24 protein-coding genes and 3 pseudogenes are annotated in these 24,969 nt (G+C 67.8%); 16 read left to right on the plus strand and 11 right to left on the minus strand.

The window, feature by feature from the left end:
• Positions 1-59 precede the first annotated feature (59 nt).
• Positions 60-623 (plus strand): kinase, encoded by a 564-nt coding sequence (locus OG245_RS37670; RefSeq protein ID WP_331745384.1) that lies wholly within the window; start codon positions 60-62, stop codon positions 621-623.
• A gap of 127 nt (positions 624-750) precedes the next feature.
• Here the strand turns inward: OG245_RS37670 and OG245_RS37675 are convergent, their stop codons facing one another.
• The 3 genes from OG245_RS37675 to OG245_RS37685 form a co-directional block, all read right to left on the minus strand.
• On the minus strand, positions 751-1,674 hold the full coding sequence (locus OG245_RS37675) for a hypothetical protein (protein ID WP_331745386.1): 924 nt from the start codon (positions 1,672-1,674) through the stop codon (positions 751-753).
• Between the two features lie 407 nt (positions 1,675-2,081).
• Positions 2,082-2,411 (minus strand): hypothetical protein, encoded by a 330-nt coding sequence (locus tag OG245_RS37680; RefSeq protein ID WP_331745389.1) that lies wholly within the window; start codon positions 2,409-2,411, stop codon positions 2,082-2,084.
• A 73-nt stretch (positions 2,412-2,484) separates the two neighbouring features.
• On the minus strand, positions 2,485-3,381 hold the full coding sequence (locus OG245_RS37685) for an IS5 family transposase (RefSeq protein ID WP_331745443.1): 897 nt from the start codon (positions 3,379-3,381) through the stop codon (positions 2,485-2,487).
• 37 nt (positions 3,382-3,418) lie between these two features.
• Between OG245_RS37685 and OG245_RS37690 the strand changes: the two genes are divergently transcribed.
• Together OG245_RS37690 and OG245_RS37695 are read left to right on the plus strand one after the other, a co-directional pair.
• The gene (locus OG245_RS37690) at positions 3,419-3,901 is read left to right on the plus strand and encodes a hypothetical protein (RefSeq protein ID WP_331745391.1); all 483 of its coding nucleotides are present in this window, start codon (positions 3,419-3,421) and stop codon (positions 3,899-3,901) included.
• 68 nt (positions 3,902-3,969) lie between these two features.
• Entirely contained in the window at positions 3,970-4,206 is a 237-nt protein-coding gene (locus tag OG245_RS37695) for a hypothetical protein (RefSeq protein WP_331745445.1), read from the plus strand.
• A 149-nt stretch (positions 4,207-4,355) separates the two neighbouring features.
• On the opposite strand, the gene OG245_RS37700 is transcribed toward OG245_RS37695, so the two are convergent.
• Entirely contained in the window at positions 4,356-4,547 is a 192-nt protein-coding gene (locus tag OG245_RS37700) for a hypothetical protein (RefSeq protein ID WP_331745394.1), read from the minus strand.
• Positions 4,548-4,611: 64 nt separating this feature from the next.
• Between OG245_RS37700 and OG245_RS37705 the strand changes: the two genes are divergently transcribed.
• Complete coding sequence (locus OG245_RS37705; protein WP_371628119.1) at positions 4,612-5,373, plus strand: hypothetical protein; 762 nt, start codon at positions 4,612-4,614, stop codon at positions 5,371-5,373.
• A gap of 150 nt (positions 5,374-5,523) precedes the next feature.
• Positions 5,524-7,569 carry an ATP-binding protein gene (locus tag OG245_RS37710; protein ID WP_331745400.1) on the plus strand — a complete coding sequence of 682 codons (2,046 nt, stop codon included), beginning with the start codon at positions 5,524-5,526 and terminating at the stop codon, positions 7,567-7,569.
• A gap of 143 nt (positions 7,570-7,712) precedes the next feature.
• Here OG245_RS37710 and OG245_RS37715 read toward each other — a convergent pair whose 3' ends face one another.
• A complete protein-coding gene (locus OG245_RS37715) occupies positions 7,713-10,571 on the minus strand; it encodes a Helicase associated domain protein (protein ID WP_331745402.1) in 2,859 nt (952 codons plus the stop codon).
• Between the two features lies 1 nt (position 10,572).
• On the minus strand, positions 10,573-11,499 hold the full coding sequence (locus tag OG245_RS37720; RefSeq protein WP_331745404.1) for a hypothetical protein: 927 nt from the start codon (positions 11,497-11,499) through the stop codon (positions 10,573-10,575).
• A gap of 139 nt (positions 11,500-11,638) precedes the next feature.
• On the opposite strand from OG245_RS37720, the gene OG245_RS37725 reads away from it, so the two are divergent.
• Together OG245_RS37725 and OG245_RS37730 are read left to right on the plus strand one after the other, a co-directional pair.
• Entirely contained in the window at positions 11,639-12,085 is a 447-nt protein-coding gene (locus OG245_RS37725; RefSeq protein ID WP_331745406.1) for a hypothetical protein, read from the plus strand.
• A gap of 657 nt (positions 12,086-12,742) precedes the next feature.
• On the plus strand, positions 12,743-13,312 hold the full coding sequence (locus OG245_RS37730) for a hypothetical protein (RefSeq protein ID WP_371628120.1): 570 nt from the start codon (positions 12,743-12,745) through the stop codon (positions 13,310-13,312).
• Between the two features lie 348 nt (positions 13,313-13,660).
• Here OG245_RS37730 and OG245_RS37735 read toward each other — a convergent pair.
• A pseudogene (locus OG245_RS37735) lies at positions 13,661-14,005 on the minus strand (Tn3 family transposase); the annotation flags it as partial.
• A gap of 383 nt (positions 14,006-14,388) precedes the next feature.
• On the opposite strand from OG245_RS37735, the gene OG245_RS37740 reads away from it, so the two are divergent.
• Positions 14,389-14,595, plus strand: a complete 207-nt coding sequence (locus OG245_RS37740; protein WP_329359712.1) for a cold shock domain-containing protein — start codon at positions 14,389-14,391, stop codon at positions 14,593-14,595.
• Between the two features lie 206 nt (positions 14,596-14,801).
• On the opposite strand, the pseudogene OG245_RS37745 reads toward OG245_RS37740, so the two are convergent.
• A pseudogene (locus tag OG245_RS37745) lies at positions 14,802-15,029 on the minus strand (IS110 family transposase); the annotation flags it as partial.
• Positions 15,030-15,200: 171 nt separating this feature from the next.
• On the opposite strand from OG245_RS37745, the gene OG245_RS37750 reads away from it, so the two are divergent.
• The 3 genes from OG245_RS37750 to OG245_RS37760 all read left to right on the plus strand — a co-directional run bounded on the left by OG245_RS37750 (position 15,201) and on the right by OG245_RS37760 (position 16,955).
• The gene (locus OG245_RS37750) at positions 15,201-15,533 is read left to right on the plus strand and encodes an RdlA protein (protein ID WP_331745413.1); all 333 of its coding nucleotides are present in this window, start codon (positions 15,201-15,203) and stop codon (positions 15,531-15,533) included.
• A 289-nt stretch (positions 15,534-15,822) separates the two neighbouring features.
• Positions 15,823-16,080 (plus strand): hypothetical protein, encoded by a 258-nt coding sequence (locus OG245_RS37755; RefSeq protein WP_371628121.1) that lies wholly within the window; start codon positions 15,823-15,825, stop codon positions 16,078-16,080.
• A 695-nt stretch (positions 16,081-16,775) separates the two neighbouring features.
• Positions 16,776-16,955: a hypothetical protein gene (locus OG245_RS37760; protein ID WP_331745449.1), complete on the plus strand. Its 180-nt coding sequence runs from the start codon at positions 16,776-16,778 to the stop codon at positions 16,953-16,955.
• Here OG245_RS37760 and OG245_RS37765 read toward each other — a convergent pair.
• Positions 16,941-17,085, minus strand: a pseudogene (locus OG245_RS37765) (IS5/IS1182 family transposase); the annotation flags it as partial. The gene OG245_RS37760 and the pseudogene OG245_RS37765 sit on opposite strands and share 15 nt — an antisense overlap.
• Before the next feature lie 452 nt (positions 17,086-17,537).
• Here OG245_RS37765 and OG245_RS37770 point away from each other — a divergent pair.
• The 3 genes from OG245_RS37770 to OG245_RS37780 all read left to right on the plus strand — a co-directional run bounded on the left by OG245_RS37770 (position 17,538) and on the right by OG245_RS37780 (position 20,451).
• Positions 17,538-18,188 carry a hypothetical protein gene (locus OG245_RS37770; RefSeq protein WP_331745418.1) on the plus strand — a complete coding sequence of 217 codons (651 nt, stop codon included), beginning with the start codon at positions 17,538-17,540 and terminating at the stop codon, positions 18,186-18,188.
• Positions 18,189-18,439: 251 nt separating this feature from the next.
• Positions 18,440-19,552: a hypothetical protein gene (locus tag OG245_RS37775; RefSeq protein WP_371628122.1), complete on the plus strand. Its 1,113-nt coding sequence runs from the start codon at positions 18,440-18,442 to the stop codon at positions 19,550-19,552.
• 695 nt (positions 19,553-20,247) lie between these two features.
• Complete coding sequence (locus tag OG245_RS37780; protein ID WP_331735581.1) at positions 20,248-20,451, plus strand: cold shock domain-containing protein; 204 nt, start codon at positions 20,248-20,250, stop codon at positions 20,449-20,451.
• Positions 20,452-21,726: 1,275 nt separating this feature from the next.
• On the opposite strand, the gene OG245_RS37785 is transcribed toward OG245_RS37780, so the two are convergent.
• Positions 21,727-22,371, minus strand: coding sequence for a hypothetical protein (locus OG245_RS37785; RefSeq protein ID WP_331745423.1), 645 nt, complete (start codon positions 22,369-22,371; stop codon positions 21,727-21,729).
• 477 nt (positions 22,372-22,848) lie between these two features.
• Between OG245_RS37785 and OG245_RS37790 the strand changes: the two genes are divergently transcribed.
• On the plus strand, positions 22,849-23,232 hold the full coding sequence (locus tag OG245_RS37790) for a hypothetical protein (protein ID WP_331745426.1): 384 nt from the start codon (positions 22,849-22,851) through the stop codon (positions 23,230-23,232).
• 413 nt (positions 23,233-23,645) lie between these two features.
• Positions 23,646-24,230, plus strand: a complete 585-nt coding sequence (locus tag OG245_RS37795) for a DUF6875 domain-containing protein (protein WP_371628123.1) — start codon at positions 23,646-23,648, stop codon at positions 24,228-24,230.
• Between the two features lie 26 nt (positions 24,231-24,256).
• Here OG245_RS37795 and OG245_RS37800 read toward each other — a convergent pair whose 3' ends face one another.
• Positions 24,257-24,967, minus strand: a complete 711-nt coding sequence (locus OG245_RS37800; RefSeq protein WP_371628124.1) for a hypothetical protein — start codon at positions 24,965-24,967, stop codon at positions 24,257-24,259.
• Positions 24,968-24,969: the final 2 nt, after the last annotated feature.

The raw sequence follows: 24,969 nt of genomic DNA on the forward strand, positions 1-24,969 counted from the left end.
GCTCATCGGGATACGGCGACACACAACGAACGGTTGATCTGAGGCTGGGATGAGCATCCGTGACTGAGGCCGCGCATAACACCGTGGGCACCAAGGACACACGTCTGATCGTGGTCCGCGGGAACAGCGCCTCGGGCAAGTCGTCCGTCGCGGCCGGCCTGCGCGAGAAGTTCGGCCGCAACCTCGCCATCGTGGGCCAGGACAACCTCCGCCGGATCGTGCTCCGCGAACGCGACCGGCTCGGCGGCGCCAACATCGGCCTGATCGACCTCACCACCCGCTACGCCCTCGACAACGGCTTCCACGTAGTTGTCGAAGGCATTCTCTACGCCGACCGCTACGGCCCCATGCTCCAGGACCTGGTGCGCGCCCACCGCGGCGTCTCCCGCTGCTACTACCTCGATGTGCCGTACGCGGAAACGGTGCGACGGCACGCGACGAAGCTGGATGCCGAGTACCTCCAGCAGGTCACCCCCGATCACCTCAGCGACTGGTACCGGGCCAAAGACCTGCTGCCCGGCGCCCTGGAGACCGTCATCGGGGCGGACAGCTCCTCGGAGGACACCGTCGCGCAGATCCTGCACGAGAGCGGGCTGGACGAGATCGCCCCGATCGACCGGTGAGCCCGCAACCGGCCCCCTGCTCGCCGCACGAACCGGTGATGGGGCTGGCCCGACCGGTCTGTGCCGCGCGGCCGTGCAGGACGGGTGTCGACCAGGAGTCCAGCGTGTTCGTGGGCTCTTGGCACTGTCACTCGTTGCTGTGGTTTCCCAGCGCGTGGCGTGCTGCGGCAAGGAACGTCCGACGGGTCTCGGTCAGGCGAGTGGACTGGCCCGTCATGTAGTCGAGGACGGTGACCCGGCCCTCGTGGACGGCATCGCGCAACAAGACAGCAGCCTCTTCGCGTGGCAGGTCGGTCCTCTCCAGGAACTGCACCGCAGTCTCGTACACGTGCCGCAGGGCAGCGTAGGCCTCACCGATGGATTCGAACGGGTGGCCACCTCGCGGTACGTAGTGGCCGAGAGCACTGATCGTTCCCGGACGGACACCGGGCGGCGCTTCCACAGCCGTATAGGCGTCACGCATGCCGGCGAGACGGACCTGGAGGTCGAGCAGCGCATTGACCGCATCGGTGACCGGTGTGCTCAACTGCTCCCGCCGTGTGACAGCGTTCCTCTCCTCCACCTGCCTGGCATAGAGGGCACGCCAGGTGCGGGCAGCGAAGCTGCTGCTCAGCGCCGCTTCAGCGATCTCATCGCAACAGGCCACCAGTTCCTGCGCGGCCCCCACCAGTTCCGCGTCACCCTCCAGCTCCAGGACAGCCAGCGCCCGCTGGAGATCACGGTTGGCCGGTCGCAGACTGTCCGGTACGCCCGTGCCGTCCAGGACCTGGTCCAGAATCCCGACCAGTTCCCCGATGGCGAGGAGGAACACCGAGCATGCCTCCCGGCGTACGCCGCGCAGCCACTGGTCGTGAGCCGAGTCCGACTGTGCTCGGACAGTGTCCAGCGCTGCTTGGTAGGCCGTCTCCGCCTGGCGGAGACCCGCCTGGTGCGTGGCACCGGCAGTCTGGAGGGCAGCGCGAAGCTGCCAGCGCCCGATCAGTAGCGTGCACGGCACCCCCACCACCGCTACCGAGGTGGTCACGACCAGCGCGATCCCTTGTAAGTCCATCGCAGCTCATCGTGCCAATCCGCAACAGACAAAGCACGGGATTCAGCACACAGGCTGGACCTGCGGCATCCCAAGGCGACCGGGGGCAACGGTACGGAGAATCTGATGTACACCAGAACCATAAAAACCATCGCAGAAGTGGCGGCGCGGCCAACCGAGTTACCCGCCTGACCCACCAGCGCGGGAGGCACCTGCTTCCGCTGCGACGAGCCCTTCCACGCCACCTCGTGCCAGAACTGCGGAGGGTTCCGCATCGACGGCTCCTTCGGCGTCTCCGGCACACGATCGAGAACCTCCCCGAAACGGTGCGGTGCTGGGACTGCTCCCACCCCAACCCGCTGCGCGACCCCGGGGGAGACGGCGGGCGCACGGTGACCTGAGAGGAAGCAAGCCGGTTAGGCCGTGTTTTAGAAGTTGCTGGTGTGCTGGGTAGGCCGTCCGGGAAAGTCGCGGGCGGCCATCCAGATGGTGAGGTCGCGGGCGATCCGATCGATGCTGGTCTCGGTGACGACGTCGTGCTCGCGGCGGGTGGTGTCGCGGCGGACGACCTCGTAGCCGCCTTCGTCCAGGACCGCGACGGAGGTGAACCAGGCTGGGTCGTCCTCGTCGGGCTGGATGACCACGAAGGTGTTGTCCGAAGTGTTGAGGTCGTTGATCAGCATGAACAGTGCGTCCTCGGACGGGTCCTCGATGTGGTCGCCGCTCTCACTCTCTGCCCGGTAGTACGCAGCCTCCATCGCCCCTGTTTCCCCTCTGTCCGCCGACCTGACTGCGGCCAGAATGACATGCGGGACCGACACTTCCGGCAGGTCACAGCCACTCGTTGATCGCGGCGACGAAGACGGTCGCTTCGAATCGGACCGCGAGCTTGTCGAAGCGGGTGGCCACCGCCCGGTTTCGCTTCAGCCGGTTGATGCCGCACTCGACCGCGTGCCGGGCTTTGTAGTCCTCACGGTCGAAGGCCGGAGGCCGCCCGCCAGACATACCCCGGCGCTTACGGTTGCCGGCCTGATCGGCAGGTTCCGGAATCGTGCACCGGATCCCGCGCTGACGCAGATACGCACGGTTCGCGCGCGACGAGTAGGCCTTGTCACCACGCACCCGCAACGGACGAACCCGGGGCCGGCCAGGTCCCAGGCGAGGCACCCGGATCGCCTCCAGCATGGCCGCGAACTGCGGGCTGTCTCCTCGCTGACCGGCTGTGACCAGCAGCGATAACGGCCGCTGCCCTTGTTCGCAGGCCAGATGAATCTTCGTGGTCCAGCCACCGCGGGAACGGCCCAGGCCGTGGTCGTCGGGTTCGTCCTGGAGGCCGCCCGGCGGTTCCTTCTGGGATTGGCCGTCCCGCCGCGCACCGGCCGCGTGCTGATGGGCCCGGCAGATCGTGGAGTCGACGTTCACCTCCCAGGTGATCAAACCAGCGGCGTCCGCCCGAGCCTGCAGCCCGGTCAGCACCGACGCCCAGACACCATCGCGCTGCCAGCGACGAAAGAGCCCGTAGACCGTCTGCCACGGCCCGTACTCGGTCGGCAGATCCCGCCACGGGGCCCCGGTCCGCACCCGCCAGCGGATCCCGTCGATCAACCGCCGCCGGCACAACGACGGTCTGCCCAACACCGTGACCGGCAACAACGGCCCCAGCACCGCCCACTGGTCATCTGAAAGATCCCCTCGCCCCGCACCGCGATCATCCCGGCACGAGGCCAGACCCGGAGCCCAGTTCTAAAACGCGGCCTAGCCCGGCATGAAGATTTCGTATCTGCCCGCCGGGCCCGCCGATGATGTTCCGTACGAGCTGTGGGAGGGCGAGGAGGAGGCCCTAGCAGCGGCCGCCGCCGCCGGTTCCCGGGCGGCGGAGTGGATCCGCTCCCTGCCGAGTGCGCCGTCGCCCTGCCCGGTCGGAGCCTGGCTCGCCGGAGAGCTCCCGCAGGCGATCGAGGCGGCGACGTCCTCCCTGGACCCGGGGGACTGCGACCGTATGGACCCCGAGGGGGTGATAGTCGATGGCACGGGCGGCATCGACGAGGAGACCCGCAGCAAGATGGCCGCCGTGCCGTGCGCGGTCGAGGACGCCCTGTGGCTCATCCCGGGCCAGCAGATCCGGCTCGTAGCAGTGGCCTCCCTGGTCACCGGAGCGGCCCGGCTTCTCGCGGAAGACCCGGGCACCGCCATCACCACGGGAGAGCTGCCACGGATGTGGGTCCTGGTGGACCACGCCATCGCCTGAAGCACGGCAACCAGGCCGGCGGCGTGCCCGAAGCGACAAGAAAATCGAACAAACGATCTAATGGCGAGATGAACGCGACTGACTTCCCTGACGACCTGGTGCCGACACAGCACGCCTGGAACGCCACCTACGCAGCGCTCGCCGCACTCCGCCCCCGCGACACCACCGCCCTGCGCCGACGCCTCCTGCTCCTGTCCGGACGCCTGCGGTGGCACCCCTACTGGGAGACCGCCTCTTCGGTACCGGCCGCCCGCTCCGAGCTGCGCCAGGCGGTCCGCGCTCAGCGGGCCGGCCGGGCAGCGTGATTGGACGCGCGGCTGAAACGCCACACTGAAACGCGAGCGTGAAACGGAGACCCGCGTTTCACGCTGACCTGCTAGAACACGCACGAGGCGGAGCGGGCGCAGGCGCGTTTCACTCCGTGTTGCAGGAGCATGGCGCGGCTGGTGTCGAGTCAGATGCGCTTGCCCCCTTCCTCGTCGACAAGGAAGGGGTTGTCCCAGAGGCGCTTGATTTTTGCTTCGGGGTTGATGGTGGCCTGGGCGCTTCCATTCCCCCGGCGCGGGCGCTGCCTCGGGCGGCAGGCGGGGTAGCGGACGAGGCAGTCGGTGTGGAGCTGGGAGAAGCCCGGGTTCGTACTGGGCATCGCTGACGCTGGTGCAGAGCCTGAGGAGGTCCGATTGTTGGTGCCCGTGGGTGAAGATGAGGCGATGCAGGAGAAGCGAGCAGAAGAGTATGGCCGGTGCGCCACGGTTCTGGACGTCGACTTTCAGGTACCTGGTGCGGCTGCGATTTTCGATCAGGCGTTAACGAACGGGTTGGCAGCCATCGTCGCTCACACCTGGCAGGGAGAAGAGATCGAGAAACGCAAGAACGGTGATCACCGGCTGAAAGCGGCATCGCAGCTGCTGAAGGTCATCGCAGAGAGATGCGATGAAGCCCACGAGGGCATATACGCAGTCCCCGACGCAGCCGTCGAATCGAAGATCACAGTGGACGTAGCGGCTCTGAGCGATGCACTGGAGCAGACGCAGCGCGTGCGACACGCACGCGGCGTGGGTGAGATCGACAAGCGGCACGTTGTGGCGCTGCTAGATCTCGATGGTCATTCGTGCCTGGGCCAGGTCAGTGAGGAACAGCGGGAATCCGACTGGGTCAAGCACCAGATCCAGGACCGGTACGAACGGCTGCGAGCCCAGGATTACCTGGAACTGATCGGCGAGCTGGAAGCCGATCGGCGCATCGCACTGGCAGCCGACCACCGGCCTGCGCACCCCGATGAACTGGCCGACGGCATGGACGTGACGGATTGCCCAGTCTGCGGACGGGAAACCCTCGCAGTATCTGGCATCGACGACTTCGGGGCTGGCTACGGCCCGGGTGTCTGCCTGGTGTGCTCCTACGTCCGCAGTTCCGACGCAGCCCACGACCTGGCGCTGAACCACATGCTCGCCCGCCACATGGACGACTGAGCAGTTACAGCCCGCCTTCTGGCTGGGCGAGGAGACACCGCAGCAGCGGCTGATAGCAGCGTGATAGTGCCGAGGAACCCGCTTGGAGGGGCATCACCTCTTACGCACGGCGATGTGTACCGAACTGTCTGCAGCCGGTACCGTCGCCGCATGTCTGGGGAGAACAACACACAAAGCACCGCTGTCGACGGGGTAGTTGGCGTGGCCAGCGCCGCTCTGCCAGTGCAGAGCGGTCCGCCGCTGACGGAGTTCGAGCTCGCGGTCGGCGAGCGCAAGATCCTCCAGTTCAAGAGGAAACCTCAGATCACGGCCATCGCCGAACTGGTGTGGAACGCCCTGGACGCCAACGCCACCGAGGTCAACGTCGAACTGCGCCGCTCCAGCATGAACGCGATCACTGACGTCGTGGTGACCGACAACGGTCACGGCATGACACCTGCGCGAGCCCGCACCGCCTTCCAGGCCTACGGCACCACCTGGAAGACCAGCAGGACTCATACCGAAGGCGGAGAGCGAATCCTGCACGGCCGCAACGGTGAGGGGCGCCTCTTCGCCTTCGCCCTGGGCGACCAGCTCACATGGGAGTCAGCGGCCGTGGCCGACGACACCTTGGTAGGGGTACGGATCACCGGCAACGCCGACCACGCCACCGTTTGGCAGGTCGAAGAGACCGAGCCGTCCCGGGAGACGCCCGGCACCACCGTCCGCATTTCCGTGCCGCAGGGCAAGCCGCTTGGCCGCCTGGAGCGTGATGATGCCCTCGCGAACCTCACCGCGAAGCTGGCGTTCTATCTCCTGGCCTACCCCCACGCACGCGTCACGTTCGACGGCAGGCACTTGGACCCCAGCGACATCATGGTGGGCGAACCCGTCGACCTGGAGCTGGAGCTGCCTCAGGAGTACGCCGGTGAAGACCCGCCCCCGGTCGTCACCTTCGTCGAGTGGAACAAGCGGATGGGCGACCGCAAGATGCTCCTGTGCAACGCCGACGGCATCGCCTTGGGAGAGCACGGCAGAGACTGGTCCGACGGCATCATCAGCTTTACCCCCTACCTGCGGACCAACCTGTTCAACGGCCTGACCATCGACGACCTGCATGGCCTGACCATGCACCACCCCGGGCTCCTGAACGCGGCTGTCACCGCCGTGCAGCAGCACCTCACAGTCCGCGGCGCCCAGATCTCCGCAGAGGTCGTACGGCAGCTCAAGACCGAAGGCATCTACCCCTACGACGACCAGCCGGCCACCGGCGCGCTCGCCATAGAGCGCCAGACCTTCGACGTCGTGATCACAGCTGCCCGCCACGCACTGCCCAACAAGGGACCGGCACGCAACCTCTCCGTCAACCTCATCCGCACGGCCCTCGAGAGCAGCCCCGGCGACCTCCACACCATCCTCGAGAAGGTTCTGGCGCTCAGCGACGATGACCGCCTGCACCTGAAGAACCTCCTCGACAGCACCGACCTGACCCACGTCATCGGCGCGGCCACCACCGTCACCAACCGCCTGAACTTCATCCAGGCCCTGCGCAAGCTCCTCGCCGACGACCACCTGCGCAAGAACCTGCGAGAGGTCGACCAGCTCCACCCCATGATCAACCAAAACCTGTGGCTCTTCGGCGAGGACTGGAACATGACCCGAAGCGAGGTCGGGCTCACCAACGTCCTACAAGCCCACTTGGAAGACCACCTCGGTGAAGACATCGTCCTGGAGCACGAACTCGAAGCCGTCACCCAGCCCGACGGGCGCAGCGGCCGCGTCGACATCCTCATGTTCCGCAGCCGCCGCAACGACAACTCCACCGAGCGCCTGGTCATCGAACTCAAACGACCCACCGTGAAGGTCGGCCCGAAGGAACTCGAACAGATCAGAAGCTACGCCAGCGCAATCGTGGACGACCCGCAGTACCGCGGAGTCGGCTGCAAATGGCGCTTCTACCTCGTCACCTACGAGTACTCCGACAAGATCCACCGCGCGATCCGACAGAAGGACCGCCCCGCCGGCCTTGCCGACGTACAGGACGATTACGAAGTCTGGGTCAAGAGCTGGGGCGAGATCCTCGACGCAGGAGAGAGCAGACTGCGGTTCTTCCAGGAACAGCTCAACTACGAGGCCACCGACGACCGCGTCACCCAGCACTTGCGCGAGAGCTACTCCCACTTCATTCCCGAAGCCCTGGCACAGCAGGAAAACTAGGCTGCGACAGTCGATCCGCAGACGTTGCGGAAGAGGCGCAGTGAGGCTTGAGACATGAGCCCGAAGCCTCACAAGACCTTGTCCGCACTGGAGGCCCCGGATCAAGAGGTCCGGGGCCCGGCCCGTGCGGTGCGCTGGTGTGGTTAGTAGTCGTCGCGTTCGGAGGGCGGCCCGTACTCCTCGATGAGGTCGCAGGTGCACGTGCCGCTCTCGTAGGACGTCTTGTCGCATTCGTCGTGGTGGTGCCGCTGTTGCAGACCTGTCGGCGGTGCGGGCTGCAGGGCGGGCCGTGCCGGGGCGGCCTCGATGGCCGGTGGGGGTCCGGCCCAGTCCATGCCCAGTTTCGCGAGGGCGGCGAGCTGATCGGTGTCCAGCCGGTCCCTTCTCGATTTGGTGTTCGAGATCCATACGCCGAGCTTCACAGGCACCGGCTCGGCTTCGCTGTCGACGGCGACCTCGACGACCGCGCCGCGAGGCACCGGCCGGTCTACGCCTTCCTGCTCCACCCACTGCGTGAGGGCGGCCAGACCTCGCTGGAACGCCGCTTGCGCCCTGCCCGGCCCCTTCGCCTTGGCCTTCGTCGTACGGGGTGCTGCCGGGGCGGGAGAAGCGGGCTCAGTGACGGGAATGCCCAGCGCGGCCAGCCGCTCCCGCTGTCCGGGCATCAGCTGCGCCTGAACGCCCGCGTTCTGCTGCGCCCACCTCCACGTACCGATGTCGTCCCCGTCGAACGTGACACCCGGCGCGATGTAGGGCAGGACGCCGTCGGCGTCGACCAGGTCGGCGAGCACCCGGTAGTGCCGCTGCCAGTTCAGCGGCCAGGGGCAGTTCCAGTCCGCGTCGATCGCCGTCAGCTGCTCCGCGCGCCGTGCTGCCCGCTCGGGATCTTTACCGAGGCCGCCTTTGCGGCGGAGGTTGGCCAGGTGCTGCCCGATCGGCACCATGCCCTCGGCTTCGCTCTCGCCCCACATGGCGTCCTGCCGGGGTGCGAGGTGCCCGGCCGCCTTCCGGTAGGAGCGGAGCGCGGCGAGCTTGTTCTCCCACGCTTCCTCGCCCGGTTCCCACACCATCCCGGCCTCCGGCGCGTCCAGCAGGATCTTGCGCCGCTCCTCCAGCTCACCGGCCCGCAGGGCTTTCCGCTGCTGATGGACCCATCGGCCAAGCGGGAACGACTTCGTGACCCCCACCTCGGCCTCGACGTCGTAGGGGACGGCGTGGACGCCGGTGATCTCGTTCTCCGTCCGCCACCGGATGAGTGCCTGGTAGCCCTCCAGCCAGACCAGGGACTCCGGCCGGTAGACCCGCGTTCGGAGGAAGGCCGCGATGGTCGCGGCGTCACGCGGGCTGGAGAAGTGGAGCAGGGCGGCTTCGGCGGCGGCCTGGGTGTCGTCGTCCTCCTGGTCCTCGCCGTCACCCTCCCCGCCGGTTCCGACGATCTGCCCGTTCTCGTCGCGCCGGACGTGGACCTTGCGCTTCCCGCTCGTGAGCGCCCGGGAGGCGAGCTGCTCGACCAGGCGCTCATCGTGGCTGCGCAGCCCTTGGAGCACGGCCACGAGCGGCTTGAAGCTGGCGCTGGCGACCATGTCGGTGGGGTCCTCGCCGGGCTCCAGGAACACCGGCACGATGATGCGGGCGACCTTGGTGGAGCCGTCCTTGTTGAGGCGGAGCGCCCTGCCGATGTTCTGCACGATCTCGACCTGCGAGCCGCGGGTGTCCGCGAAGCACACTGCCTCGACCCCGCGCTCGCCGGTGATGTCGACGCCTTCCCCGAGCACGCGCACGGAGGCGAGGAAAGCGCGGTGAACCCGGCGCCCGGCTGCGTCGATGCCGTTGGCGAACTGCCTCAGCGCCTCGCGTCGTTCGGAGACGAGGTGGTCGCCGCACAGCCATGCCGACCACACCCGGTCCGGGGGTACGTGGCGGCCGGCCTCCAGCTCGTAGAAGTCCGCGTCGATGGAGGAGTTCGGTAGCCGGTCGGCGGCGGCCAGGTCGGCGTCGGAGGCGTCGTTGACGTACAGCTCGGCAGCGGTCTCGGGCAGCTTCTCCGCGAACGCGCGCGCCTCCTCAACCTTCTGGTGGAACGTCATCACCGTCCGGAGATTCCGCGCGGCCGCGTGCTCCAGGAGCGCCGTCTGCAACAGAGCCAGCCGCCGGCCCCGCCGCGCCTCCTCCGACTCCCCGAGAACCGGCGAGGGGTCACGGATCTCCAGCACGTCGATCTCGAACCCGGCGAGGATCTCCCGCTCGATCGCCTCGTTCAGACCCAGCTCCGCGAGCCACGCGCCGTACGTGCCCTCCGGGTCATCGGCCATGGTCGCGATCTCCGCCTCCTGGCCGCCGGATCCCTTCTGCGGGCGGGCCGCGGCGAGGATGCGCGGGGTCGCGGTCAGATAGAGCCGGAAGTCGGCGGGGATCCGCTGGTTGTCGTGGATCGCCGCCCACGGACGCCCAAGATCACCAGCAGTTCCGTGAGCCTCGTCCACGATCGCAAGCGAAAAACCGTCCATACGCTGCCCGTACAGCCGCTCCCCGCCCGCAAGAGCGGCCTCCAGCGGCCCACGAACCTTCCCCTGGCCCGTCGTCGGCGCGGTGATGTCCTCGCGGTCCACGAGGGAGGCGTACGTGGCGAACACGACGACCGGCCCGGTACCGGCCCACAGGGCGAGCTGGATCGGGTTCGTGGTGGTGCGCACCCCCAGCGAGTTGAGCACCGGGTCGTTCTCCAGCGAGCACACCGCGACCATCGGCGCCCGGTGGCCCACCGCCCGCCACGCCTGGGCGGTCTGTGCGAGCAGGTCCAGGGTCGGGACGGTGACGAGGATCCGGCCGTCCGCGAAGCTCTCCAGTGCGCATGCGGCGGCCGTGATCGTCTTGCCGGAGCCGGTCGCGGACACGATCGTGCCCCGGGCGCCCTGCGGCGGTACGGGTGATCTTGTAGGGAAGCCCACCCACTTCCGGAAGGCCGCTTTCTGGTCTGCCTGGTGTTCGCGGAGTCTGATCACTTCAGGCTCCTTGGGGGGTGGCGGTTGTCGGCTGGGGTGCGGTTGGTTCGGGGCTTGGTGCTGGTTGTTGCTTGCGTCGTCGGCGTAGTTCGCGTTGGGCTTGGGCTCGGGCGCATTCGCGGGTGCAGTACTTGATGCCGCTGGTGCGGTACTGGCCGTATTCGGCGCGGCCGCGCTGGCGTACGAAGGGGCGCCGGCAGGTCTCGTTCGCGCATTCGCGGACGGTGGCGCCTTCGGCCATGTGGTTGTAGAGCTGGAGGAAGGCCACGGAGTAGATGGTGGGGTGGCGGTCGGCGAGGCCGCCGATGCCGATGCTGAACGGTTGCAGGGCTGCCTGCATCGCGCCTCTCAGCTGGCTGAGCCGGTCCCACAGGAGGTACTCGGACAGGACTTCGAGGTCTTGCGGCCATCCGTCGTCCCGGTGGGCGTTGCCGACCCGGAGCCGGGCCAGCCGGGCTTCGGTGACCTCGGGGGCGATGAGCTCGTCCAGGCCTCCTTCGCGGCAGCAGGCGAGCCACGTCGTGACGGCTTCCTGGGCTTCCCGGATGTAGATCTTGAGGAGGTCGCGGTGCATGCCGGACCCCCCGGTGTCGCCGTTGCCGCGGTCCGCGAGTTCCTCCAGGTGCCGCTGCTCGTCCTCGCCCCAGTCGGCTGCGGCGAGGCCGGTGCCGAAGTCGCAGAACATCCCGTAGGTGCCGATCCAGTCGGCCAGGGCCGGCAGATCGTCGGGGTGGAGTTCCAGCAGTTCACGCAGGTAGAAGTCATCGGGAAGAGCGGCCGACTCCCGCACGGCGCGCGGGTCCTGGAGGTCCCACAGGATCCAGTCCCCGTCGACGCGGACGCCGGTGACCGGTTCCAGCGGTGGCGCCGGAACGGGAGTCCCCGGCCAGAGCGTGGGACGAAACCGTGGGTCAACGTATGCCGCCATGACCGAATCCTAACCCCTACGGTGGTAGCACGAAGCACTCTTGCTTCGTACCACTCTCATCACACTGTGGGACCAAGGGGGAGCAGTGCCGACCTGGCCGGAACGCAAGGAGATAGGTGACCGACACGAGAGCCGGGTCATGCAGGCCCTGCAAGCCCGCGGATGGACGGTGCAGCCCTGCGGCCAGGGCATCTACCCCGCCCCGATCCAGGACGCGCTGCGCCGCACCCGCTCCACCCTGCGGCAGTTCCCCGACCTCATCGCCGCCCGCGGAGCCGACCTCGTCACCATCGACGCCAAGGAGCGCATGCCCAGCACCTGCAGCGACCGCTACGCGATCAGCACCGCCACCGTGAACGCCGGCCTGCTCTTCACCGCCGCCCACGCCCCCACACCGCTCTACTACGTCCTGGGCGACATGAACGTCCTCACGCCCGCAGAAGTCCTCCACTACACAGCGCACGCTCTGCGACACCGGAGCGGCGCCTATCACCTCGTCAGCAGCCACCAGGCCCACGCATTCGACGACGTCTTCGGCCCGAAGGCATCGCGCGTGGCCCGAGCTGCCGACACGCGGCGCCCGTAACACACGGATGGCCCGTACCTGTCGCCGCTACCGCTGTACGCGCCTATGTCGAGACCCGCGTCCGTAACCGCAACTGCGCGGAGGAGAGCTGTGGTGCACCACTTGCTCCTCGCGGTCTTCGGTCAGGGCCGAGCACGGATGCGTCAAGGGGCGCTGTGGCGAATTGTCGCAGCGCCGCTTCTCGCTTGAACCTGAAGGAGTACGTCGTGCGTCGTCTCGTCGCCACTGCCGCTCTGCTCGGTGCCGCGCTCGCGGCCCCGCTGGCCCTCACCGTCCCCGCCCAGGCGGCCGCCCCCGCTCACGCGGCCAGCGCCGCCGGTTACTGACCTCCGGGCATGCACTGGAATCCCATCTCGGAGGACTGCTGCCCGAACTGAGGAACTTCTGGTGCGGGGGCGGGCCTGACGCCGGCCGCTTCTCTTGTGCCGCCTCGGACCAGCCGATAGCGGTCGCTGCTGCGCAGGATCCGATGCCCCCGCCGCACGTCATCGCGGCGAGGGCGTCGTGCTGCCCGTGCCGGGCATCGGGATTTGGAGCTGCCCATGTGTTGCGCCCCCGGGGAGCAATTCACACTGGCGGATGAACACCTGCGGCATTGGGGCTGCATCGGGCGTTGGCAGCCCGGAAAGAGCCTTCCTATTCGGCACAGTTGGCGGTGTGAACGCATTCAACCTCCGCACCAGGCTCGTGCGCGGCGCAGTGTTGGCCGCAGTGATTATGCCCATGGCAGCCGCTCTGACTGTTCCGGCCCATGCCCTGCCGGCCCGCCCACCCCAGGCAACTCACGTCCGGGCGGAACCTGAACCCTGCTACACCCTGTCAGGTCTCGACCGCAAGCTGCAGCCCATCCTGGACAAGCTGCGCGCAGCCCCCGATCACGCTGCGGCCCAGGCCGCTGCGACGGACTATGCCACTGCAGTCAAAGGCTTCAGCGAGCTGTGCAGCGAGGGAAACGACCATCCTGTCGCCGACCTCGCCACCGTTCTGAGGCATGTTGTCGACGCCTTCCACTCCTACAGCGAGGGATGTGGCATCGACTGTCAGACGACCGAGTGGATTGACAAGGGTGATGATCCGACAGCCCGCTTCCTGACGGTTGTTCTCGGCAATATGGGCGGGATGTACAGCGTGACTGCCAAGTCCGTCGCCGTCCAAGCCGACGCATACCCGAAGGTGCTCGACCTCAAGTGGACCGGTACCGACTTCGTCCTCACGAAGGAGCAGTGACGGCGGTTGGGGGCTCGCGCCGTCGGCGCGAGCCCCCAACCCGGTAAGCCGCCAACAAAGCCCCGTGCTGCAGCAGGCCGACACCTCGAAGACGGGGATTCCCGGAGAGCAAGTCTGCCCCACCCCCGAGCGACGGGTGGGCAGATTCAGGAAGCCTTGTCGCGGGCCGGCAGCCTTGTTGGGGCGCGGTCCACGGCCCCACCTCGAAGGGGGTGCGCAGACGGGCTCACCACGTGCATCTCGTGCTCATCCCGCCCGCCGGGAAGTCGATATCGCGTCTGAACACACGACGTCTTAGCTGAGCTTGTTGCTCGACGTCCCGAAGATCGTCAGACCTTAAGGATCAAGCTAGTCCTCCTCGTCACCGTCCTCGGGCGCGTCTGCGTCGCGGAAGGGGCGCAGGCCCTGGCCGGGGCCGGTGGCGGTGGCGGTGATGTTGAACAGGTAGCGGCCCAGGAAGTTGATGTGCCGGTTCTTGAACGGGGGGAGCCGGGCGGCGTTCTCGTCCTTGGTGTCGTGGCTCTTGGCAGGGAGCCGGGTCACGGCGGCGTCCAGGTAGCGGGTGTTCCACAGCACGACGGCGTTGAGAACCAATCCCAGACTGGCCAACTGATCTTCCCGGCCCTCGCGGTACGCCTGGCGGATCTGGCCCCGGCCGCCGTGACGGATCGCGCGGGCGAGCCGGTGGCGGGACCCGTGCGGTCCTCGCGGCGAACCCTCGCGCGCGGCGTCCGGTACCGCGGTGCCGGGCGCGGGAACGATTCGCCAGGGCCCAGGGCGCCCGCAACGGCGGAGCGCAGGTGCGGACGCGCCCACCACCGGGGACCGGGGGCTGGGCCCGCGTCGGGGTGGATGCGAGGCCGGGCACGGGTGCCGGCTGGCTGGAGTGCTCCGTCGATGGGCTCCGGCTGCGTCACGGGCGCGCGGGGGGAAACGCTTCTGCGTTGTGGGATGAGGCGATGGTGGTCGGATGAGTCTCGCCGTTGTGCGGGAGTCCTGCCCCGCCGGCGGGGCAGGTTCCGCCGCCTGGTGGGGGCGGCGGTGAGTACCCAGTCATGAGAGAAGGGAACACTTCTGTGGCGTCAGGGACAGTGAAGTCGTACAACCCCGAGAGGGGCTTCGGCTACATCACGCCGGACGGTGGGGGTGCGGACGTCTGGTTCCACCACTCCTCGATCAACGGAACCGGCTTCGAGAACGTGAGCGAAGGCCAGACGGTTGAGTACACGGCCCGCAGCGGGCAGAAGGGCCCGATCGCCGAAAGTGTCCAGCCCGCCTTCTGACCGGTTCAGGGCGTAGTGCCCCTCCAGCGGGCCGCGACCGGAGCTCTTTCCCGGTAGCTCGGATGCCGAGAGCGGGGCGCTGTCGCGTCGTGGTTGCTGGCCAGGCCCGGTGCCTGGTCGATTGCTCCCCTCATATGGCTGCAGCGCGCTGAGCAGGCATCCAGGTACGTCTGAGTCTTCCCACGAATCGAGCACTGGATGGATCGTCAAGTCGGTTTGGATGCTGATGGTTCGGTGCCGTATGCGCTGGTGAGGTGGCGGTAGACCTCTCGTGCGACGAAGCGCTTGAGGCATCGGAAGATGTCCTTCGTCTTGAGCCCTTCGAGGGTGCGTCGTGCCACGTAGTCGCGGGTGCGAGGGGCGTGACGTATGCGGACGAGGACGATGGTGTGCAGTGTGCGGTTGGCCTGGCGCTCTCCGCCGCGGTTGAGGCGGGGATCTTGTTGCTCCACCACGCGGGGGAAAACGGTTCTGCCCGGGAAGGCGGCGGGGCTGTGATGGGGTGGGCTTTCCCGCCGTGTGTGCTGGTTGCGCTCCGGCGGGCCCGGCCGGGGCCCGATGGCGGGCCGGATGAGAGAACACCCGATGGTGACAGGAGCAGATGTATGCGTCTCACTCGCGTTCTGACGGCTTGCGGGCTGGCCGTGGCGGTGTTGGTCGGCGGTGCCGGTGCGGCTTCCGCGGCCGGCAACGACGATGAAGAGAGCGTCAACGGCAACCACGCCGTCCAGGCATTCGGCAACTCAGCCCTCGGCGGCCCCCAGGTTCCGCAGCTCGGTCTGCTGCAAGAGCGAATCGAGTGCGGCGGCTCGGTTCAGGGCGAGCCCGGTTCGCACCATCAGTGTGCCCAGGGCTCCACCCAGGCCGCGGGCGACGAGCTCTCGACCATCCTCGATGACGTCCCGGCCCCCTCCGGGAACGGTGCTGCCAACAACTGATGCGCATTGCGAGCCGTCCGCGGACCTGACCGGTCTGAGGTACGGCCCGGCAGCACGGGTAAGAGGGCCGAGCCGGGACTCCCGCCCGACTTGTGCCCGACAGCTACGAAGATCCTCGACAGCATCAGGCACTCAGGGTGGCGTACCGCCTGGCCGGGATCGGTCCGAGACGCCCGGCGGCACCTCCGATCGGACGACTCGCGCTCTCGGGACGCCGTGTCGGACGTGCGGAGGGGCCGGGAGCGGTGGAATGGTCCTGCGAACCATCCGTCCGACCTCAGGAGTTCTTGTGCGCACGCCTGTGTTTGTCCTTGCTGCGGCCTCGGCTGCCATCCTTGTCCTGACCGCAGCGGGAGCCGCCGCCGCGGACGATGGCTCCAAGTGGACCCCGAGCGCTGAGTTCACCACGAGCCAGAGCGAAGGAGGCGGCACCACGGCCACCGTGCAGAACGGAGACGGCAGCCAGAGCACCGTCACGTTCTTCGACGGCAGGGGCAACTTCTCGGGGGCCGCGCAGTTCCCCGACGAAGGTCCGGCCGGCCGGTAGGGCACGCCCACCGGCCCACGACGTTGAGGACGAGCTTGATGCCCCGGGCAACGCATCCCTGGGCTGATCGGGATGCTCAACCAGGCGCGACCGTGACTAGGACCGGAATCGGGCGGGAGCCACGCGGCTCGGGCATACAGGGTGATCATGCTCCAAGGGTGTGCTGTTCGCCCGAAGGGTCGCCTGTTCGGCCGCGGCTTGTGCCGGTGGACTGGTCACGGTTGTCCGGAGTAGTCACTGTCAGGCCGTGATTCCGGGGACGGTCCTGGGGGTGAGCGGGCCCTGCCCCGGTAGGGCGCGCACTACCGACGCGCCGCCCGCCAACTGCTGGCGCAGGTGGTCAATCGCCGTGGTGGCGTGGTGCAGGGCGCCGGCCAGTGATTCGACGTCGGCCTTGAGCTGGGCGAGTTCCTTCGCGTCGGCGGCCCGGAGTTCCTTCAGCTTGTGGACCTGGTGGCGCAGCGGCCGCTCGCTGTCCGGTGTCTGCCGGCGGGCGGACGCGGGCGTAGAAGTCGGCCTTGAGTTCGGTGTGGCGCTGAGTGAGGGCGTTGCGGGGGACCTGGGCCTCGGCCGCGAGGGCGACGATCGTCAGCGCGCCGTTGGAGTGTCGGGGGTGCCGTTCAGGATGCGGTCCATCGCCGCGTGGATGCGGTCGCGCTCGTCGGGGGCGGGACTCACTCGGTCGGCTCCTGGTGATGGATGCGGTCGTGTTCGTGGAGGACGGCCAGATCGCGCAACTGCCCGGCACGTCGGGCCCGGCCTTCCAGCAGTGCCGGGAACGGCAGCCGGTCGATGCCCGCGCCCCGGAACTCACCACACGGCCCGCCGTATTCTCCACGGCGGCCGGCTGGAGGGTTGCTCCCGGCGTTGGCTGAGTCGGCCCGGACGGGCGTGATCTTGGGGGTGGGGCCGGGGAAGCTGGAAGAGGACCTTCTTCGCGGCGGCGTAGTCGTGCAGGTCTGGCGCGGTGGCCATGACCATCAGTGGCAGGCCCTTGGTGTCGACGGCGCGTCCCGAGCAGCACCTTCGTCGGTCTCCGCTGCCCTGCTGGAGATCTTGTGTGATCGGTACCCCGGAACTCGGCCCGTTCATCCATGGTGGCTGGGTACGGGGCGTGTTTCCGGGAATTATCGTTCCTGCTCATGGCTCGACAAAGAGACTCGACCGGGTAGTCGATCCAGATTGGCAACCAGAACTGAGAAATTGAGACATCTTTGAGTGCAGAATCCTTTCCTTCTCACTCGCGCGGGTGAGAGGCCGCATGGCCGCTCTCGACATGTGACACGGTTTCAGTTGTCAGGCATCCACGAGATATTTGCCAGATCCCAGGCGGTCTTTCTCTTCTGGGAAGGTCCACGGCGGCGCAAAGTTTCGCGTCTCCATGGACGGATCAAATCAGATTTCCGGCAATTCATCTGGCGGGACGCGCACTGAACGAGCGAAGAAGGAGACGGGGTATGGAGAACAAGATCGGTTTCGAGGACGGTGTGGACGCCGCCACGCAGGGCGGCCACGGAAAGGGGTGGTGGTTCTTCAAGAACGAGTGGGCGGTGAAGGTGACGGGGAACGACCATGGCGACCCGATCCGCCTCGGGTCCGACGGTGGCTGGCCCGCGGTCAACAAAACGGTTTTCGAGCACGGCGTGGATGCTGCGGCCGCTGCCGGCCACGAGGAAGGGTGGTGGTTCTTCAAGGACCAGTGGACCATCAAGGTGGATGACGGTCGCGTTCCGCTGTGGGGGCCTGGCGATATCACTGCTGAGGGCGCCTGGCCGAACCTGAAGGGATCCATCTTCGAGAACGGCTTTGACGCCGTTGTCCGGACGGGTCACGAGGAGGGGTGGTGGTTCTTCAAGGGCAACCAGACGGCGAGGGTGGTCGAGGGACAGCCCGTGGTGAATGTCGATATCACCTCGGATCATGCATGGCCCATGCTGAAGGGCACCGTATTCGCGGAGAAGATCGAGGCCGCGTGCCTGGGCGGGCACCAGGGCGAGTGGTGGTTCTTCAACGGCAACCAGACCGTGAAGGTCAAGGGCGACAACATCGACCAGGGTCCCGAATTCATTACCGCCACGCAAGCTTGGCCCATGCTCAAGGGACTCTGAATTCCCTCAAGCCCCTGTGAGCGGCATGGGAGGCCTCAACGCCTCGCCGATGCGATTCTCTGACGGAAAAATCGGTATCGCCTCCCTTTGAGGTAGATCGACGAACCAGCCCCTCGCGACAGCGAGCGGGCGGGGCATCGCACACTCCGCGGCGGCGGGTTGATTCTCCCGTGGAATTGACCCGCCGCATAACTGAGACGCCGCCACTCATGGCGGTCGGATATTTTCCGTACGCCCGAGAGGTTTCCTTCATGCAGCCGACCACCGGCACCGTACCGGGAGAAGCGGATGCGCTGCTCCTGACCGGGATCTATCGCGCTGGGTCCCAGCCACCGGAGATCAGTCTGTACTCGGTGTGTCTGTCACCCATGCTTCCCCTGAAGAGGCAATGGGTGTGGAGTCCTGTCAACGACAAAAACCTGAACGGAAGCATGTGGGATGGGCTGCGTGATAGCTCATCGGTCACGGAGGTGAAGTGGGCCGACGGCGGAAGGAAGGTCGTGGCCCTGGTCGGCGACTACATCGTTCTGATCGCCGTACCGCAGCACCACGCAGAGGACCCCAGACTGGTATCCGCGATCAAGCTGGAGGAGAGTGCCTCCAACGCACACTCGGTCGAGGTACTTCCCCACAACAGAGTCGCAGTCGCCGACGGCGGACGGAACGCGGGCACGTCCGGCGTGCAGATCTACGCACTCGACGGTGGTGCGGGAAGTGGGCGGGCCGGCGGCCCCCGGATCGCCAACGGCCCGTGCCTGCAGAAACTGACAGGTTTCCCCTCCACGCACGGGCTGCTCTGGGACCAGACACAGCAGGTTCTGTGGGCGGTGGGCGACACCGCCTGGCCTCGGGGCCGTTCGCAAGGACTGCTGAGGGCTTACGGCTACGACGCATCCCAGCAGATGCTTGCTTCGGAACCCGTCGCCGAGCAGAAAGTGGGATCGGGTAAACGCACCTTGGAGGACCCGGAGTGGTGGGACGGCCCCCACGACATCGCCGGCGTCCCCGGCAAGCGGCAGCTTCTGATCACCACCGAGGAAAACGTCTTCCTCTGCGACATCAGTACAGGACAGGTCTCCGAGCCCGTCCAGGCACCTCAACTGGATGCCTTCACCTCGCACAGCGAACACCGTACCGAGGCAGACCGGCCACGCTCCCGCTTCAAGTCCATCGGCATGCGCGCGTCCGGCGCAATCATCTACACCCAGCCCTCCGCATGGAGGGACGATTACCCGGACATGATCGGCATCTACCTGGACCCGGACAAGAACACCGTCACCAACCTGGGGCGCACCACCTACAAGGCGCGCTGGTTCGAGGCGGTCGCCGGATGGGAAACACCCCCGATCGAACCTTCATTCTGACCGCGGGAGAGGCTGCACCGGCGGCAGCCGCCGATGCAGCCTCGACATCGCCAGCCGATACGGCCGGTAATGTCGGAACTGAAACGAGAACAACACCCCGAGTGCCGCCGTGCCGCGACGACTCGGATACCTGCTCGACAGGATCGAACTCGACGGCGTCTTCGCACCCGCCGAAGCCGGCGGATCAATGGCATGGACGAAGTCCCGGACGTGGACCGGGCCGTGCCGGTCGGCAGACGGACCCTGGCGGCACGCGAGAGCGGCTCGCCTGGTCCGGCTCAGCGCCGACGGACGCCCCTGTCCCGGGCCCTGAGGCGGCGAGCACGGCTTCGATGTCGAGCGCCACCCCATCGGCCACCCCACGCTCTCCGCGTCCGCTGAGCCACTGACACCACGGTGCGCAGCTCCGGGGCGGCTGAATGTGCGGTTCGAAGCGAGCAGTCGCAAGGTGTGCGTGGAGATCATCGACCGCGACTGACCTGACAGTTGACACCCATTTAACGCCTACATGTCGCACTTTGAGGTTATGTGTGATGTGCCGCGGCGACGCGCGGGGGGAAACGCTTTTGCCCGGGACGGCCGCGTAGGAGTGGTGGATTTACTGTCGCCGAGGTTGCGTGACGCCCGGCGGTTCAGCCCGGGGCCCGGTGTCTGGGTTTCCGGGGGTCTTCCAGCAGCTCCAGAAAGGGAACGTCATGGCGACGGGAACGGTGAAGTGGTTCAACGCGGAGAAGGGCTACGGGGCGATCAACCCGGACGACGGCAGCGCGGAGGTGTACGTGCACCACACCGCGGTCCTCGGTTCCGGGTTCCGCAATCTGGATGAGGGCCAGGCCGTCGAGTACGAGGTGACCAACGGGGCCAAGGGCCCCGAGGCGCAGAACGTCACCGGCGCCTGAACCCCGGGCCCGGGGCGGGATGACACAACCCCCGCCCCGGGCCCCACCGGCCGGAAGGGTGCCCCGCTCGCCAGGCTCCCGGAGACCGACCCCTGTTGGCGAAGATCCCCTGGCCGGCCCCGTATCGGCTGGTGCCGCGATGTGCGGGAGCTGAAGTTGCACCGGGAACTCCGGGCCTGACCCGCGAGGACGCAGTGCGTCCGCCGCACCGACGGTCACTCCGACACCTACGGCCCCTACACACAGGATGTCGCCATCGCCGACTGGCTCCTCCAGGACCACTACCGGATCTACCGGGCCGACGGCGAGAAGGTGATCCAGGAGTTCACCGTCACCGTCCCCGACACCCACGCCTGCCTCAGCTCCGGATGCGCCGACCAGGTCCAGTGCCGGAGCTCAGCAGGTGCGCTCTCCAGCCCGACCTCCCGGTGGTGGCCCGGCCGACGCCGGAAGCCGCAGGGCCGCGTCGTGGTGAGTCCAGCGCCAGCAGCAGAAAGGGAGCATTAACGGGGCCCCGGCACCCCGAAGGCAGAGCGGTACCGGGGTCTTCGAGCGCCGGTCCGCAGGGTGGTACAGCGGTAGGACGTACTGCTTGAGCACCAGACACGGCGAGGATGCATCAGCTCCTGGGGTACGACCCGCCCATCGGCCGTCCGGTCTCCCGTACCTCAGACGGATACGCAATCCTCGCCGTTCTCACCGCCTCAGGACGGATCAGGTCGCCCCTCCGCTGACTGCGGAGCCCGTGTGCGCGAAATTCCTGGCGAAAGATGCCCTCATCTGTCACAGATATCCGGCAGCAGAGGAGAGGGCTCCCGACACAGGGTGGTATCAACGGGTGCGGACCGGGTCGCCCAGCCGGCCCCGCGTTCCGGTTCTCCGCGAGTGTCCCCCTCCCTCCAGTGGTCCGCACCCGGCGACCGAGGCACCCTTCCACGTGGTCGCCGGGGGCGTGCTCCTTGCCGCCCCCGGGCCCGGCGGCGGGACAGGCTCCCGGAAGAACCGGGTCGTGCAAGGCCGCCCGGTGCGAGGGCTGTGCCGCTGCGGCGAGCGTGTATCCGCGAGTACTCGGCCGTGGCTGCCGGTCCTGCCGCCACCAGCCGACCGCATCAGGGGACACGTCCGCGCCGACATCCGCGACCGGCTACAGGGCACGGGGCCTTCGGCGATCACCCGCCGGAGTCCTTCCCGAAGCCTGCGGCCTCCCGGCTGTTCCCGCCTCCAGGCACTAGCGACCGGGAGACCACATTCCATACCCCTCTGCCGTCGTGCAGCTCAGCGGGGGGCGGAGCCGGACATCGACCTGGTCCGGTCCTTCCACGGGCGGTCTGGGAGGCTGTAGTCGGGCATCGACCCGGTCTGGGCGTGAGTCTTCCTGCCCGTGGACATCGGGTGGTGGTTCCACCGGCCGCCCTCGCACCACGAAACGGGGTTGTAGTGCAGGGAGGTTCCCCCGCCCTGCCGGCACTCGACGTCGCTGACCGTCTTGTTGTTCCGGGCGTTGAACGCTGCCACAAATGCCTCCAGACGCGCGATATCCGGATCCTTGCAGACGGCCGGCTCCAGTCGTTCAAACATCTCCTGATTCAGTTTCGTCGTTGCCTCTTCCTCCGTCATGCCAGGGTTCTTTTCCCTCATCTTCTTCACCGCCTCTGCCCGCTCCTGCATCTCCTCCCGCATTTCTGCTTCCGAGCGGTTCACGAACTTCTCGTTCAGGCTCTTCTTGAGGGCGGCGTCACACTCTTTGGACTTGGCCTGAAGGGAGGCCACTCCGCTGTGGCCCAGGCCCTGGAACCATTCCGCTTCGGCCTTCAGCGCTGCGGGCAGCGGACTGTCGTCGGCGGCGACGGGGGCCGCAACGCCCGAGAGCACCCCGAAACTCAAGGCGAGAGTGGTGAACGTACTGGCGAGGTTCCTCATGAGGGCTCCTAACAGGAACGGCAGACAGAGAAAAGAGGCGGGCGGCAGCGTGACCCACCGGGCCGCCCCTCTCAACCTGACACCCCGGTTGCGACGGGACCGGTCTCACCACGGCCCCCTCCCTCGTTCAGCCCACCCCAGGGACGTCGGCAGCGTCCACGGAACACCCGACTGAGAGTCAAGGCCGCATACACACGAGCCCTCGACGCCTCCGGTTCAGCGGGTTCGTCCGAATCCGCGTCCATGGTCGCTGCCCACGCGGCGCCGGAGCACGTCGTCGGCGATATACCGGCAACCGACCGCCCTAGGCGGTGATGTACCAGTTCGCCGGGTCCTGTTCCCGCCGCCACACCGACGGCTGCTCCGGGACGCGCGCGATGTCCCCGGCGCCGAAGCCCAGGTCGACGCCGGTGTCGACGACGCGGGCAGCAGAGTGACCGGCGTTACCCGCCCGCCAGGCCAGTCGTTGACTGGTGCATGAACAAGCTTTCCTCTGCTCGACTCGCGGCGGTCGGCGTGGCGATGGCCTTGGCCGTCGCCTTGCCTGCCGCTCCGGCCTCCGCCGAGAATTCCATCGAGATCACCACTGTCGGCCCGGCCGAGCTGACGGTCGACTACGCCTGCGATGCCTCGGCAGGAGTCGTCGAAATCAAGGCGATGGTGGGCGATCTCAACGCAGACAGCCCGTCAGCCACCGGAACTCAGACTGACGTCACGTGCGAAGGCTCTCGCCACTCCGCCACGATCGCTCTCGACGGTGAGCAGCCATCAGCAGGGCAGACCGTGCAAGTGCGCGTTGCGCTGGTCGACGGTGACGGCAATGTCGTCACAGGGCAGGCCAGAATGGTCACCCTCGGGTAGTGCCAGCATCAGAGCCACGCCCTCCGTCCTCGGTTCCTCCGACGCCAAGCCGATCGCGGCGTTCCGTGGCCATATGCGAAGTGTTCCGGTCGCCGACGGTGTGGTGGCGAGGCGATCGTGCACAGCGCGATGTGGCGAGGCGCGACCACAGAGTTGTGACCGAGCGCGAACGTGGTTCCGCGCGACAAATTCACGCTCGGAGGTCACATGCCGATGGCATCGCGAGCACGGCTCAGACTGTGTGAGCCGTGCTCGCGGGCAGCTGAAACGCCGCATCAGCCGCCCGTTCTGTCCGCATCAACGCATCCCGCCGGCCTCACCACTGGAACGGGATCGGAGCCGCACCGAGTGCACCGGTCCGGTCGTTGGGCATCGGGCGGTGCCCATCCGGGGTGCCGGGGAAGGGTGGGGGTGTGCCGGTGGTGGAAGCGGTCGGGGAAGCGGCTCGTTGGTTCGAGACCTATCTGTGCCGGCCTCATGAGGGTGTGGGGCGGCCCGGGGCGGTGTGCCCGTTCATGGTCCCGGCCCTGCGCGCCGACGGCGTACGGGTCCACGTGTTCCCCGGTAGTGCGGACCTGGACGGTCTGCTGTCCGCGGTCGATGCCATGGCCGAGGTCCTGCGGGGCGATGGGTGGCCGACGTCCAACCGCGCTCTGCACGCCGTGGTCACCGTCCTGCCCGACCTTCCCCAGGCAGACGAAGAGCTCTTGGACCAGGTGCAGGAGAAGGTCAGGACACCTCTGGCGCGGGAGGGGATGATGCTCGGCCAGTTCCACTCCCGGTGCGAGCAGGGTGCCGCGCGCAACCCCGGGTTTCCGGTGTCCCGTTCCCCGATCCCGATGCTGGCGCTGCGATGGATGGCCCTGCACGATGTGCTGTTCGTCCACGACGACGCGGACCGGTTCGCCGCCTATGAGGAGCGGTTCGGGACCGTGTACCGGTCGGGTCGCACCGTGGACCCGCTGTTCGCCCGCCTCTACCAGCAGGCACACCGCTAGGAGTGCGGGTGCCGCACCCGACAAAGTCAGGAAGCCAGGCTGCTGAGCGTCTGGGCGAGCTCCCGCGCCGTAGGCCGGCCTTGGTGGGCGCTGAGCAGGGCCTGCCGCAGGACAGCTTGGAGCTCGGGCCATGGTGTCTCGGCCCGCAGGGGGATGCGGCCGGTGGCGATCTGGGTGCGGAGCTGGTCCGAGGTCAGCTCCTTCGGTGTGATGCCGGCGGCCGGGTAGTCCAGGGGCCAGGTTCCGGTGACGCAGGTCCACAGGGTGGCGGCCAGGGTGTAGACGTCGGCCGCCCTACCCGCGTCCGGAGGCATGTCGCCCGCACCGTGCAGCGCCAGCTCCGGCGGCACGAGGTGGTCGATGCCCACCCCCGTAACCGGTGGCGGCCGCATTCCCTCCCGCCAGCTCCACGCCAGGTCGATCAGACGGACACCGCCGGGGGTGTGGATCCCGTGGTCCGGCTGGAGATCGGCATGGACCCAGCCCATGCCGTGCAGCGCGTCGACCGTCCGGCATAGTTCCACCGCCGCGCCGAGCCCCGCCCGCCGCCCTGTGCCGTTCTCCCGGAACGGGGTGAAGGCTTCCCACGTGGACGGCCCCTCGAACCACCGCGCCACCAACCACGCACTGCCCGGCCCCAGGCCCGCGGCGAGCAGATGCCCGGACCACCCCAACACCCGGAGAACCTCCGCCTCCCGCGAAACGGCTGCCGCGCCGTCGCCGGTGCCGATCTTCACGG

It is taken from the genome of Streptomyces sp. NBC_01116 (genome assembly GCF_041435495.1).
Taxonomy (GTDB): domain Bacteria; phylum Actinomycetota; class Actinomycetes; order Streptomycetales; family Streptomycetaceae; genus Streptomyces.